7 protein-coding genes are annotated in these 14,229 nt (G+C 39.6%); all 7 read right to left on the bottom strand.

Annotated features, from left to right (window positions below; translation table 11 throughout):
* Window positions 1–306 precede the first annotated feature (306 nt).
* Window positions 307–1,776 carry a sulfatase family protein gene (locus tag EHW67_RS08825; protein ID WP_126162010.1) on the bottom strand — a complete coding sequence of 490 codons (1,470 nt, stop codon included), beginning with the start codon at window positions 1,774–1,776 and terminating at the stop codon, window positions 307–309.
* A 42-nt stretch (window positions 1,777–1,818) separates the two neighbouring features.
* Entirely contained in the window at window positions 1,819–3,159 is a 1,341-nt protein-coding gene (locus tag EHW67_RS08830; RefSeq protein WP_126162011.1) for a sulfatase, read from the bottom strand.
* A gap of 38 nt (window positions 3,160–3,197) precedes the next feature.
* Complete coding sequence (locus tag EHW67_RS08835; RefSeq protein ID WP_202911937.1) at window positions 3,198–5,342, bottom strand: sulfatase-like hydrolase/transferase; 2,145 nt, start codon at window positions 5,340–5,342, stop codon at window positions 3,198–3,200.
* A complete protein-coding gene (locus EHW67_RS08840; protein WP_126162012.1) occupies window positions 5,343–7,259 on the bottom strand; it encodes a right-handed parallel beta-helix repeat-containing protein in 1,917 nt (638 codons plus the stop codon).
* Complete coding sequence (locus EHW67_RS08845; RefSeq protein ID WP_126162013.1) at window positions 7,259–9,076, bottom strand: alpha-1,3-galactosidase-related protein; 1,818 nt, start codon at window positions 9,074–9,076, stop codon at window positions 7,259–7,261. Before EHW67_RS08845 ends, EHW67_RS08840 begins: the two co-directional genes overlap by 1 nt.
* Window positions 9,077–9,089: 13 nt before the next feature.
* Window positions 9,090–10,556 carry a sulfatase family protein gene (locus tag EHW67_RS08850; protein ID WP_126162014.1) on the bottom strand — a complete coding sequence of 489 codons (1,467 nt, stop codon included), beginning with the start codon at window positions 10,554–10,556 and terminating at the stop codon, window positions 9,090–9,092.
* Between the two features lie 254 nt (window positions 10,557–10,810).
* Window positions 10,811–14,218: a VCBS repeat-containing protein gene (locus tag EHW67_RS08855; RefSeq protein WP_126162015.1), complete on the bottom strand. Its 3,408-nt coding sequence runs from the start codon at window positions 14,216–14,218 to the stop codon at window positions 10,811–10,813.
* Window positions 14,219–14,229: the final 11 nt, after the last annotated feature.

Raw genomic sequence — 14,229 nt, forward strand, 5'->3', positions numbered from 1 at the left:
TAAGAATGTTATAGAGCTAAAGTAGTCATAAACCCTCTCTTGGAATGCAAGATATGGTCAATATACCAGAACATATGTCCTTTTTTGTGGTATATCTCCCTTATAATGGTATACCGTCACTTTATTTTATCTAAACAGACGATGGTGTTAAGACAAATAAAGTCCTAATGGATAAGGGATAGTTCTTGAAGTTATATTAATACGTTTTTACATCTGTTACCATTTGATCAGAATTAAATTAGACTGCATCAACTTTGGACTGTTGTTACTACTACCACTATTAATGGCTAAAATCAAAATTGTAAATCAGTGCTTATTTTTATATTCCTTGGCCAGGGTCTGAAAACCTATTTCGACACCATCCAACATTTGCTGGTACAACTCTGGCTTCTCTAATTTAACCCATTCCAATATATCCACGGCAATGGCATGCTCCGGGTGATAAACATCGTTCACAGGCTTCATTTTTTTATCGTATTGCAGGGTCTTCTCTCTTAGTTCCCTTAATATTTTGCTATACTCAGGATTGTCCACCAAGTTATTCAGTTCCTGTGGATCATCTGCCAAATTGTACAATTCCTCGGGCTGTTTATGGGTTTGAAAGAATAATTTCTCTTCTTCATTAAGTTTACCCTCCTCTAATAAACGGCGCATGACATGCACTGCAGGTCGATAAAATTCCAAGTATGCCTGATGGGTATCGAAAGGTATTTCAGGCCTATCATTTCTTATGTATTTCCATTTTTCAGAGGTTAATGCTCTTGACTTTTCCTCCACTTCGTCCCAAAGGTCACGTGCGGCATAGACATAATCCCTTTCAAATTTCTTGTCAAACACAGGCTTTCCGGTCATGTAGTCCGGCACTTTCACTTGCGCAAAATCCAATACGGTAGCAGTAATATCTGTGGCACTTACCACATCTTTTCGTATTTGACCTCCTTTTATCCCCTTTGGATAATAAACAATAAAGGGAATATGTAGCCCTGGATCGTGCAAATACCCTTTTCCTCGGATGTTACAACGCCCATTATCCCCAATAAAAATCACTACAGTGTTATCGGCCATTTCCTTTTCCTCCAATTCCTTAAAAATCATGCCTACCTCATTGTCCAAATATTCTATTTGATCCAAATACTTGGCCCAATCGAGTCTAATTATAGGATCATCTGCCATAAATTCAGGGAGTTCTACCTTACTAGGATCTACAGGGTGTTTAGACTTCTCTCTCACTTCATCCCACCAATCCCCCCTATGGCTGGCCTTCAGCTGTATTTGAGCAAAGAAAGGTTGGTCTTCCTTTTCAAAAGTGTCATATTTATCGAATATTCCAAATTTTGTTTTGCCATCCCAAGGTCCAATAGGCTCATGTTTAAAGTTAGCATCTATTTTGCGGCCTTTGCCCATTACCCCATGATGGCCAAGGATGGTGGTATAACCAGCTTCACGTAACCAATAGGTAAAAGGCTTATAGTTTTCGTCCAATGGAACATCCCTGTTACTACGATGGTGATGGGCATTTATTTGCACTTGATGGGTCCCGGTCAACATTGCGGAACGGCTAGGCGAACAAATTGGATTGGTTACAAAACAATTGTCAAAACGAACCCCCTGTTCAGCCATTTTATTTAGGTTGGGTGTCCTTACCCCTTTCATCCCATAACACTCCAGATCCAAACTCATATCCTCGGCCATGAGCCAGATTATATTGGGGCTTTCCTGGGCGAAAACCAAACAGTTAAACATCAGACATATAGTGGTTGTTACTAATTTATTCATGATTTATTTTTTATGGTAATATATATTGGTTGAGGCGTGGGACTAAAACTCTGGTACAGCCTTTTTCTCCCACCTTTTAAGTTGTTTCTTCATTCTACCTGCTCGATCAACCTCAATGTCTATCAAGTTTGTGGTCTCTCCAATGTCCGTTTTAATATTAAAAAGGTCATAACGTCCACTGTGGTATTTTATCAATTTCCAATCTCCGTTCATAATGGCTGTGTACTGATCTTCATAACTTCGAAAGAAATATAGATTACGTTCCTCAAATTCCTTGCCCTTAAGTAGGGGAACAAGGCTTTTCCCATTAACATCCGGAACATTCACTTTTTTTCCGGCAGCAATCTCTACCAAGGTTGGAAATAGGTCTATGGATTGTACGGGTACATCACAGTTGGCATTTGACTTGGTAACACCAGGATAATGAATAATAAATGGTACTCGGGCACCCCCTTCTCCCAAGGTATTGCCACCGGTTTTACCGCCACTCAGGGGAGCATTGCTAAAATATCCTCCTTGATCGGATAACAGGATGATAACCGTATTATTGGCCAAACTCTTATCATTCAAGGCCTTTCTTACCTTCCCCACAGACTCGTCCATGGCACTAACCATTGCAGCATATTCGGCATCTTTGCCAGTAAGACCTTCTTTCTCGTACTGTTCTACCCAATCTTTCCTCCCTATATGTGGGCCATGTACATTGTAGTACCATAAGGAAAGCATAAATGGTTGGTCTTTATCGTATTCAGAAATGAATTTTTCTGCGCCATTGGTCAGTACATCTGTGAGATAGTTCCCTTCTTTTACTTCCGGCAATGGGTTTCCATGCCTAAAGAAAGGCGCATAATAGTCTCCGGGATGCCCATGATTTCCTGTACCGTATTGAGCGTCAAACCCCTGATGTATTGGGTGGTATTTTTCGCTTCCCAAATGCCATTTGCCAATAAACAAATTATAGTAACCAAATTCCTTAAGCTTTTCGGCATAGGTAACCTCTTCTAGGGGAAGCCAATTTCTGGAAGGCATTTGTACTGGATCGGTAGGCCAAAGGTTGAATTCGCCACCGGCTAAATTACTTTTGGCTGCCTTTTCCTTATTATCTATAATGTGGCGAACCATTTGAAACCGTACCGGTTCTTTCCCTGTAAGTAGGGAGGCCCTACTAGGGCTACATGTAGGCGTAGCTATATACGCTCTCTCAAAATTGAGGCCTTCTCTTTTTAACTGGTCAATATTGGGCGTATGAAATTTGGGGTTTCTAAAGCCTACGTCGGCCCAACCATAATCATCTACAAAAAGTAGTACAATATTTGGTTTTTCCTGGGTAAAACTCAATTGGGCCAACACCAAAAAGCCAAGCAACACTATTATTCTGTTCATATTTTCGTAATTTAAAGGATAAAATGAGGCCAAGTACATTATCTAATAAAAAAGACCGATTCTGGAACCTCCTCTTTAGAAAAAGATGGGCCACTCCAGCTAAGTACCAACCTATTAATTCTATGGTCATCACTCCCATAAAATATTTTTATTGGATGGTAGCCTTGTTTTAACTTGATGGTTCCTTGCTTTGTAGTCCCATAGGTATAGCCATAATCCGCATCAATAATACTAGCATCATGTATTCTTAAAAAAGTCTTATTTTCAGATTTCACATAAAAGCTATACTCTCCATCAGCAGGTACTTTGATGAACCCCTGAAAGGAATAAATCTCTTTTCCATTTGTTTTTATATGTTTAAAACTTGGTTTGGCAACAATTCCACTGGCCTTACTGGAAAGGGAGTGTATTTGTGGCAACCATGGTGCCGCATTGGTATAGGCGCTCCATTTAAGTCCATTTTTTAGACCTATGGCAGCGACAGCCGGAACCATTTCTTCGTCATAGGGTCTTTTAGCAGTAGCGTTTGGCATACGGACCTGTAGGACACGTTCCTTAAAAGTCTTTTGCAGTCCTACCATATTTGTATTACCAGCTAAATTATTGGCCTGTTGTTTATCGGTTATAACGTTGTATAGTTCAAAGTCATCATTGGCACTTTGTATATTATATCTAAGTCCTACAATATTTCCCAATCTCATCATCTGCATTTCCTTTCGCAGCCGATTCCGGTTATTGGGTGCAAACTCCTCATAATTCGGGGATTTTTGACTCTGGGAATATTCCACATAGATCATACTTTCTTCTGACTGTCCCTCACCGGTGAGGGCCGGAATCAAGGAAACCCCGTCCCCATTGATAGGCGCAGGATAACCAGCGGCCTCTGTAAAGGTTGGCAACCAGTCATAAGAAATGGAGGGAGAACTAACAATACGGCCGGCAGGGATACGATTGGGCCACCTAGCAACGGTGGGCACTCGCTCTCCTCCTTCCAAAACATCTCGTTTAATACCATTAAAAGGCCCAAAACTATTAAAGAAATTAGCTTCATAGGGTTCGTTTTCCAGATAGGACTCAATAGAGGGACCATTATCCGAACTAAATACCACTAGGGTATTATCATCTATATCCAGATCGGCCAAGAGTTGCATAATATCCCCTACTTGATTGTCCAACCTTCTAGTTGTGGTGGCATAACGCTTATAAACATTGGGCCAAGATACCTCGGGAGATGATGGATCATTATCATTGTCATAAGTGGCCACATTGTAATCTGGATGTACCCAAGAATCAATTTCTCCAGAAGCGGTATTGATCATTTCACCGGGTTTACCTATCCATTGCAGTCCTCCGTTAAGGCCTCTGCCCTCAGGATAAGCTTGGGTGGGCAATTCCAATACCGCATGCGGGGTATCAAAAGCCAGGTACAAAAAGAATGGCTGCCCCGCCTCTTGCCCTTGAGTTTGCTCTACGATCCACTTCTTGGCAACCGCTGTCCAAAGATCACCTGTATAACATTTGTCCAACCCCTTGCTTACTTCATTTTTATTTTCATAAACTTCCTTGGCTCCCCTATAAAGTCCTTCTTTGGGGTAATGTTCATGACCATCCACATGGCGCATATAACCGTAATAATAATCGAACCCACGGTTTAGGGGATGGGCAGGCCAGCTATCTCCATTCTCCGACCACCTATTAGAACCCATTAAGCCCCATTTTCCTATGGCAGCCGTATTATACCCCACTTTTTTTAGGACATTGGCCATGGTATGATTATCTGTCAAGGCCTTATCAAATTGACCATTTCTAACGTTTGCATGTCCTTGGCTCAGACCGGTGAGCAGGGAAGCACGTGATGGGGCACAGACTGGTGCTGCTGCATAATGCTGGGTCAAAACGGCCCCATCTGCGGCCATTTTGTCCAAATTTGGGGTCAATACCCAGGGTTCACTACGGTCATTTATGTTCTGTCTTTGATTTTGAAAAAACACTCCCACATCCCCGTAACCCAAATCATCGGTAAGAATAAATATGATATTGGGCTTTTGGATATGTTGGGCTAATGCTGCATCCTGGCCGTATGTGACCGGGAAAGCACCAACTAGCATCAACAATGTAAAAAATATGCGTCCGATATATTTGCTGCAGTTGGCCATAGATTTTAATAAAATTAGTTTAAACACTTATTTAAATTTTAATTTAGGTTGGGAAGCATCCTTAATAAGAATTTGTTCTGCTTTGCCAGTATATGTATTTTTCTTGAAAATTATATTTTTTGATGCGTTTACCGTGATGGCCGGATTATCTGGATAGAGCATAGGGAAAGTACCGGAATTGGTAATCGTATTATCTTGAAACAACAAACCATCAACATTGGAAATCTCAAGGATTAGATTATCAAATTGACTGAATTGATTATTGGTTATTTCAATATTCTTAAAGGCAATATTGTGATTTTCTTCATCTGTAACAAAACGGATTACCCCCCTATTAAAACCGCTATGCTGGTTATCTTGAAAGGTATTGTTCCTAACAATGAGGTTGGCGGCATTGCCAGATTCAAACCAATGACTGCTTTCCACAGGTATTAGAATAGCTTCCATTTCAGTACTGAAGAAGTTGTTTTCTATCAGGGTGTTTTTAGGGTTTGATATTAATAACCCCCTGGCCCTGTTCCTGCTTATATTGCAATTTTGTACCAATAGGTCTGGATACCCCTTTATATTCTCTATTAAATCGCCAACTTTTAAGGTTGCAGGAAGGTCTTCGTTAAAGGTTATTACTTGGTACCTGCCATTAATATATTCGGCACTTTTTAGGGTAAGATGCCCATAGGGAAAAAAGGAAGTTTCCAAACGCACCAACCCAATGCTGTCATTAGTTTTTCCAATAGTAAAGCCTTGTTGCTGTGCATGTCCCATACGCACCCCAATGCTATTTTTACCCAAGATATCTATGACCTCTTGGTAAGTGCCATGGACATTGGTAGCATCGTCCAACTGATTGTTGAAAGTGCAATTTTTTAGAACCACTTTACCCCTACAACCAACAAAATGGGTAGCATCGGCAGTGGTTGAGACCAATCGTCCCTGAGATGGCGTTACATTAAAATTATCCAAAATAAGGTCTGATGAATTTTCTGCTATCAATCCCATACCGCCTGCGTGGTGAACGTTTACATTTTTCGCATTAAATCCTTCCGTTTCAGTAACTCGAAATCCCGGAGCCAAACGATTAAGACTTTGATCCCCCTTACAAACCAACACCATTCCCACTGGGGGCAACTTTTGTTTGTGATTAAAAATACGGACCGTACCCGGCTTAATTTCCTCCACCCTCAAAATATCTTCTTTTCCACGCACCTTCTCCACCTTGGAACGGGGATCGACTTTATACTTGTATTTAATTTTTTCAAGGTTATGCTGTACACCGGATTTACGGGTGGCGGAAATAGGTGTATAGACTTCGGTATTAAAGGCAATGGCATTCCGTTTAGGGTCGAAAAGAATAGATTGTCCAAGGGTATGCTCGTAATACTCTTTTACGAAAATTAATTGTCCGTTTCTTATTTCATAGGGGTAGGCATCTGATAGCTGTAGATCAAAACTGTTGTTAATGGAATCATTGCCCACTATTAGTCCTTCACTATGAAATGGCACAGACCAATCTATAGTTAGGTTAGCAATTGTAATATTAACAGAATTTTCAATTAGGAATGGTATCATTCTACCATGAAAAATAAAGGTGGAGCCTTGACCGTCAATTGTTAAATTCTGCATTCCTGATATAGGCATTGCAGTTTTGGCCAATACATCGTCATGGTTAGATATACGTGTAAATTTCTCATAGGCCTTATCTGGGTAAAAATGATAGGTGCCCTTTTCAAATTTTATTACGGAGATGGGATGTTCATTTGCTTTACGAATTCTGGCCAAAACCGCTGGGGTAGCATCTTCTGCTATATCTACTTTAAACAGAACGTTGTCCGAGGTTAAATCGCCCGACTGGGAAAAAGCTTTTAGACCGGTTAATAAAAGGCAAATGGCTCCTATGATCTTAAACATTTTTAATATACTACTTTGGATTTCCTGATTTTTCATTATTTGTATTTAAACCCTTTATTTCCTTTAAAGATCAATGTCTTTTGGGATTGGTTGTCATTTTGAATAAAATTTGTATTGGGGCCTTCATATGAATTTTCTGTGACCTCTACATTGGTGCAATTAATAAAGTGCATCATTGGAGCCATTGGATAAATACGCGTTGCGCTTGGCACCTGTTTTATGGTATTCCCTGAAATAGTTAAACCATCTACCCTATCGGCCCAAATAATTCTATTGTCAAAGGTTTGTATGGTATTGTCCTTAAAACGAATATTACGGTCATAGGTCTCTGTGGCATCAAAATCTTTCCCTAGGCGGGGACTGATTTTAAGCACGGCATGCTCCATACCGCTATAGGCACAGTATTCAAAATTGTTGTTCCGGATCAATACATCCTCAACCGCACCGGATTCGAACCAATAAAAAGTTTCTCCACGAAAAAATATGGAGGACATCATAGACGAAAAGTTATTGTTTTCAATAAGGATTTTCTGGGGTGTCTTTAATACAATATTCCTTGCTCTATGGTCTTTTATTGTACATCCACGCATAATAAATGTTGGGTTCCAAGTTTTGTTTTCCAAAATATCGCCAGCGGCCAAATTTGTAGGCAGTTTGTTCTTAAAGGTTATGTCAATATACCTATCATTGATTTGGACCAACGTTACTACCTCATTTTCTAAAGTTCTAGTGGGATTCGGCTTTTGTATAAACCAAAGTACATCTCCCTTATCTGCAAATTGAAATCCCATTTGCTCAAAATGTTTCAAAGCAACACGCACTGTCTTGTCGTTTAAAATGCGGTCTACCTCAACGTATGTCCCATGTACATTGGTACCATCATCCAACATGTGCATAAAAGTACAGTCTTCAATGAGTATATCGCCTTTACAATTCGCAAAATGCGTAGCATCCGCGATCGTAGAGACTACTCTGTCCGATCCCTTACGCACGTAGATACCAGATTGCTTAATGGTAATATCCTGAGTTCTTTCAAACAAAAACCCCATACCTAAAGCGTGATGGATAACAATATCATCAAAAAGAACATCATTGGATTGCACTACTTGAAAGGCAGGGGCGTATCGGTTCTTTTCCTTCTCTCCTTTGGAATTTAGAATAGCACCTATTGGTGGGTAATGCTTTAAGAATTCGTGGAATCTTAGAATTCCGTTTGAACGTTTTTCAACCCATCTAGGGTTGCTATTTACATCCCAAGCTCCGTGTGAAACTCGTTTAAGATCCGGATCAAAAGCCAGGGTACTCCCCAACTCGTTAAATGAAAAGCCATGTATATTGGGGAAATGTAATTGGTCATTCTTTACTTCCCATGAATACCCATCAGAAAAAGGTTTAATGTCCCTCCATCCCTGAACCGAGTCAATGGCAACTACTTCACCCTGAAAAAGAAAAGGAATGTCCCAATCCAGTGTGAGGTCTTTGACTCTTATCTTTTTACAATTTTTGAATTGGAAAGGAGCAACTTGCCCTTGAAAAATAAATTCGGCACCATTGCCCTCTATCACTACAGAATCAAAATCTTCCATGAGGAAAATAATATTCTTAAGGCCGTTGCCATGGTTGGTTATATAGGAATATTGTTGCCTGGCATAATCTGGCTTAAAGACATAGGTACCTTCCGAAAAAACTAGTTTTACGTCCTTTTGATTTACTTTCTCCAAAGCCTCCCTTACAACAAGGGTCATGTCCCCTAGCTGTGGTTCGATCTTAATGAGCTGTTGCCCTTTTACGGACGTGCTTACCCCTAGCACTAGGAAACAGAGGCCGACCAAAAATTTTAAATTATTCAACATTATATTTTTGCCTTTATAAATTAACTCCTGTTCCTTGTAAGGTGTTATCGTGATCCCAAGTAATTAGCCAGGGATCACGGGTTTTAATTTGAAAGGCTTTCATTTTTTTGATCATTTCATCCATTACTTCCTTATAATCCGGGTCGTAGGCCAGGTTCACTATTTCATCTGGATCATTTTCCAAATCGAACAATTCAAATTCAGGGCGAAATAAGTAATCTTGAACCTTTCTTTTTCCGTAAAACTCCTTTTGGTTCCTATATATTTCCTGCCAAGTTGATGAGGCCCATAGATCCGAGGCAAACGGATATTCTGACCGCCATGCAATATTTCTTATCAGTTTATAATTTTTGTCACGTACCACCCGCATGGGATAGTACATGGTAATTTCATGGAAGGTATGGGAGGCATAAATTTGATCCCATGCATTAGGTTCCTTCACATTCAGCACCTCTTTAAATGAACGTCCATGGAATGATGTTTCCTTAGGTTTTGCTTGGGCCATATCCAAAATGGTAGGTGTTAGGTCTACCCACGAAATCATTGCATTGGTAGTTGTATTCTTTAATTTTGAAAAGGGATCTTTGATAATACAAGGCAATTTCATACCTGGTTCGTACAATGTTGTCTTTGCCCCAGGAAATGCCATCCCATTGTCTGATATATAAATAACTATAGTATTATCTTCCTTTCCGGAATCTTTCAACATCTGCATTAATTTCCCGAATCCTTGATCTATTCTTGAAATACTCTGATAGTACTGGGCAATTTCTTCCCTACTCTCTTGGGTATCCGGTAAAAAATCTGGCACCAGTACTTCTGCAGGATCGTAAGTAATGGTTGTTACCCCTGGATATCCTTCCTCCTTGTTCCCAAAGCTGTTTGGAGCGTCCCAGCGGTCCGGATTAGTTGAATTTCCCCTATGTGGATCATCCGTACAGAAATACAAAAAGAACGGCCTGTTGGATTCCAATATATTTCTACATTCTTTAGCCATGGCCACTGTGCTTCTGGGATCTGCCTTTAAAACTTCCTGAAAATGATAAACCGATTCCGGAGCCAAATGATATTTCCCAATCCTAGCGGTAGCATATCCTTCACGCTCCAAAAGAACGGGCAAGGATGTTATGGTATCATATGTGCTAAAATGGTGGTAGTCGTGCACATGTCCATAGGATCCAGTTGCATGTCCGTATAAGCCCGTTAGGATTACAGATCTACTGGCAGCACAGCTTGCGCTGGTACAATAAGCATTATTAAAACGTACTCCTTCAGATGCCAATTTATCCAAGTGAGGTGTTTTAATAATCTTGTTTCCATATGCTCCTATGGCATCAGTTCCATGATCATCGGCCACAAATAAAATAATATTGGGTTTCTCTGTATCTTGGGAAGTTGGTAAAGGGGTTTCTTCTTTTTCTTCACAGGATGTCGAGCACAATCCCCAAAGAGCGGCTATAATGATAATCTTATAATTCATGTGATTTTATTTTATGGGCAACTATTCAGCGTTAAGATTTTATCGATTCCTAAAGAATGTCGAAATAATAAAAATTATACTGTAGCTATGTCTCTATGTGTACAACAAATGTCTTTCCATGTATAATTCAATGTAAAACCTTGACAATCAAGCATATTTTAAGTTCTTTAATAATTAAGCTATGACCGTATTATTTGTAGAATATCTACTGTTGTGTGGCCGTCATTACTTATGACTTAAAAATGTATACTCCTTTAAAAATCCCTACCATCTGTTACTCTATAAAAGTCCAGACCGGTGTTATTATTGGAAATAATAAGCATGTCTCCGTATTTTTTATTGTGAATTTTTTCTATTTCCCGAACCTGATTATCCAGTTTTAATCCTGAATTTCCTAGTGGGATGGGGTGGAAGATATCATTTCCCATGTTCTTCAATAAGGAGCCATAACCCGCGTCGTACCTGCCCAATTCTGTATTTACATCATGTAAATTTTGTCCCAATAGTAAATCGATATGTCCATCTTGGTCAAAATCCAATTTAAAAATATCGTTTACTAAGGAAAACTGTGCTTCTTGCGGTAATGGAACTATATTAAACTCATTGTTCCCTACATTTTCAAAATAGCAACTTCTAAACTCGTAAGCCTCTAATATTAATGAATTATTTAACTGTTCTTTTGTAAAAATCTCATTGAAGTCGGCGTTCGAAAAAGCCGCATAGGTGGTAAACTTTTTGCGTAAATACAACAACTGCTTTTCAAGTAGGCTTTTGGAAGAAAACACATGTTCTTGTCCATCTATATAATGGGTGGTTATGCCTTCTGGCCAACCATTTTTGTCAAAATCGTTGTGATACATTCTTACCGGGTTTAATGACGAGGCTCTTAACTTGGCATTCAACCCCAAGTTCCCGGCTACCAGATCCACATCACCATCTTTGTCAAAATCACCATATTCCAAGGAATTCCACCATCCATTGGATAATTCCAATTTGTTTGCTTTCGGTTCCGCATTCTGTAATTCACCTTTTTTATTGTTGTATATTTTTATAGGCATCCATTCTCCAGCCAGTACAAGTTCCTCCCAACTATCCCCATTAAGATCAACCCAATTGGCAGCAGTGACCATTCCACATTTATCAAATAATTTCTTGGAATTGGCCGATAAAGAAAAATTACCCTTCCCGTCATTTACCAAGAGATATGAATTTGCTGGAGATCCATATTTTCCGGGGACGGTCCTGCAGCCAATGAAAATATCTTTATCGGCGTCCTTATCAAAATCGGTCAAGGCTAAACAGGAGACCGTGCCATATATTTTCGGAAAATTAATCTGTTTTGTAAAAGTCCCCATTCCATTATTTAGATAAAGTCGGGTTAAACTTTTGACCTCTGGTCTTATCTCTTGATTACTCCCGCTACCTACCAAAAGATCCATATCGCCATCCTTATCTGCATCAAAAAAATGGGCGGCCGTGTCTTCGGAGATGGCGTCCGCCTCAAATGCAGCCTGAGCCTTTTCAATGAATTTACCAGAGGTATTTTGCAAGTAGACCTTGGCTATCTGGTTTTGTGCCCCCCCAACAAAGAAATCGTCCAGACCATCTTGGTTAATATCAGCTACCGCCAATGGGGCACCCCAAGTAGAGTTTATATGGGGAATAAGGTGCTCTCTATTAAATTCATAAAACCTATTTTCCTTGTGTTGGAATGATACGCCCATCAATTCACTTTCAACTTTTGCAAAGATGGTATTCGCAATTTGGTTAGGAGGAACTAGGCTTCTACTGGTATTTAATTGATTTATGGTAACTGTCCTACCAGGTTTAACATTGGTCATTACTTGATGGGTCTGGTTTGGCCACTCTATTAAAATTGTATCTATCATACTATTATCAGGAATTCCGAAATTGAGATAAGGAGGGACGGAAGAGAGGTAGCCCCTGGAGGTCAACAATTCCTGATACAAGGTTTTACCTGAATATTTAAGGGTTACTTTGGTACCAATACCGAATGGATTATTTTCTAGGCCCTTTAGACTTACCCTAAGAAAATTTGCTTTCCCAACACTTTGCTCTATACTAGTATTTTTGAGTATGGAAGCACGTTCATTAAGGTTATTTACTACTAGGTCCATATCCCCGTCATTATCCAGATCGGTATAGGTGGCCCCGTTGGAAAATCCTTTTTTTGAACCGCCCCAGGCAGTGGACACATTACTAAAAGTAAGGTCCTTATTGTTTTTATAAAAGAAATTTTGGAGGGGATAGCTAGGCATTTTATCTACCAATGCTTTACTATAATCATAGTTACCCGCACGTAATTGTTGTTGTATTGCCTCACCAGATAGGAATTGCATATAATCCATATCATTGCTTCTCTTATATATACCATTGGTAATGAAGATATCCTTAAATCCGTCCAGGTCAAAATCGTTTCCTAATACGGACCAGCTCCAATCTGTTGCTTCTATACCCGCCAATCTGGCTATTTCACTAAAGTGTTTCCCATCTCGATTCAGTTGAAAGGTATTGTGTGCATATTGATGTTTGTATCCAAAAGACAATTTATAGTTATAAATAGGATATGAATCTTCCCCATGTGATGCCTTGATAATTTTAGGATCATAGGGTTGCATGTCCAAAGACAAAATATCAGGTAGGCCGTCATTGTTCATATCCACAATATCATTGCCCATGGAGAAGCGACTGGTATGTTTTATGAAATTGGAAAGTTTTTCGGAAAAGGTACCATCACCGTTATTAATGTAAAGATAGTCGTCCTCGTAAAAATCATTGCCCACATAAATGTCCGGGTATCCATCCTTATTCACATCAGCAGTATTGATACCCAGACCAAAACCTAGGGTACTACTGTAAATACCTGCTTGTTTGGTTACATCAGTAAAGCTGTTACCATCATTTCTGAATAATTTGTCTCCTTTGGGGGAATATAGAAGGCGTTGTTCCGCCTTAGGGAGTACCCCATCGTTAAAATTGGAATGGGTCATGACGTAAACGTCTAAATCACCGTCCAGGTCATAGTCAAAAAAGGCACTATGGGTGGTGGCTCCATCAACTATTAAACCCATTTCTTGAGCCGATTCTTTAAATTGCGGATAGCCATCAGCATCATTACCTAGGTTGATAAAAAGTAGATTGTGATCATTTGATCCAAGAATATCCCCAATTTGTCCTACATAGATATCCAAGCGGCCATCTCCATTTACATCCGCAAAAATTACCCCGGTATACCAAGAATTCTCTTTTCCTCCCGTATTGGTAATAGCGGTGATATCCTTGAAATGGAACTCGCCTTGGTTTAGATATAATTTATTCTGAACTTGATTACCAGTGAAGTAAAGATCATCCAAACCGTCGCCATTTAAATCCCCGGCGGCCACTCCCCCACCATTGTAGAAATACATATATGCAAACAGATTAAAATCATTTGTAGCCTTGACATTATTAGCAAAGGTGATTGCGGTTGACTTGGGGGGTATTGACTGAAACAGGCCCTGATCAACTCCAACTTTTGGTGTTTTCCCCTTTTCTTCACAGGCCATTATAAAAATAGCCATAAGGATGACAACTAAAACCATCGATAATTTATATGACTTTGATGGTGATCGAAAACCAGATGTAATTACCTTCTTTTTCATTCTTTTGTTTT

It is taken from the genome of Arenibacter aquaticus, from assembly GCF_003957295.1.
Classification (GTDB): Bacteria; Bacteroidota; Bacteroidia; order Flavobacteriales; family Flavobacteriaceae; genus Arenibacter; species Arenibacter aquaticus.

Coding starts and splice junctions, on each gene's coding strand:
- EHW67_RS08850 (WP_126162014.1), bottom strand. CDS start 10,556: ATGAATTATAAGATTATCATTATAGCCGCTCTTTGGGGATTGTGCTCG.
- EHW67_RS08845 (WP_126162013.1), bottom strand. CDS start 9,076: ATGTTGAATAATTTAAAATTTTTGGTCGGCCTCTGTTTCCTAGTGCTA.
- EHW67_RS08830 (WP_126162011.1), bottom strand. CDS start 3,159: ATGAACAGAATAATAGTGTTGCTTGGCTTTTTGGTGTTGGCCCAATTG.
- EHW67_RS08840 (WP_126162012.1), bottom strand. CDS start 7,259: ATGAAAAATCAGGAAATCCAAAGTAGTATATTAAAAATGTTTAAGATC.
- EHW67_RS08825 (WP_126162010.1), bottom strand. CDS start 1,776: ATGAATAAATTAGTAACAACCACTATATGTCTGATGTTTAACTGTTTG.
- EHW67_RS08855 (WP_126162015.1), bottom strand. CDS start 14,218: ATGAAAAAGAAGGTAATTACATCTGGTTTTCGATCACCATCAAAGTCA.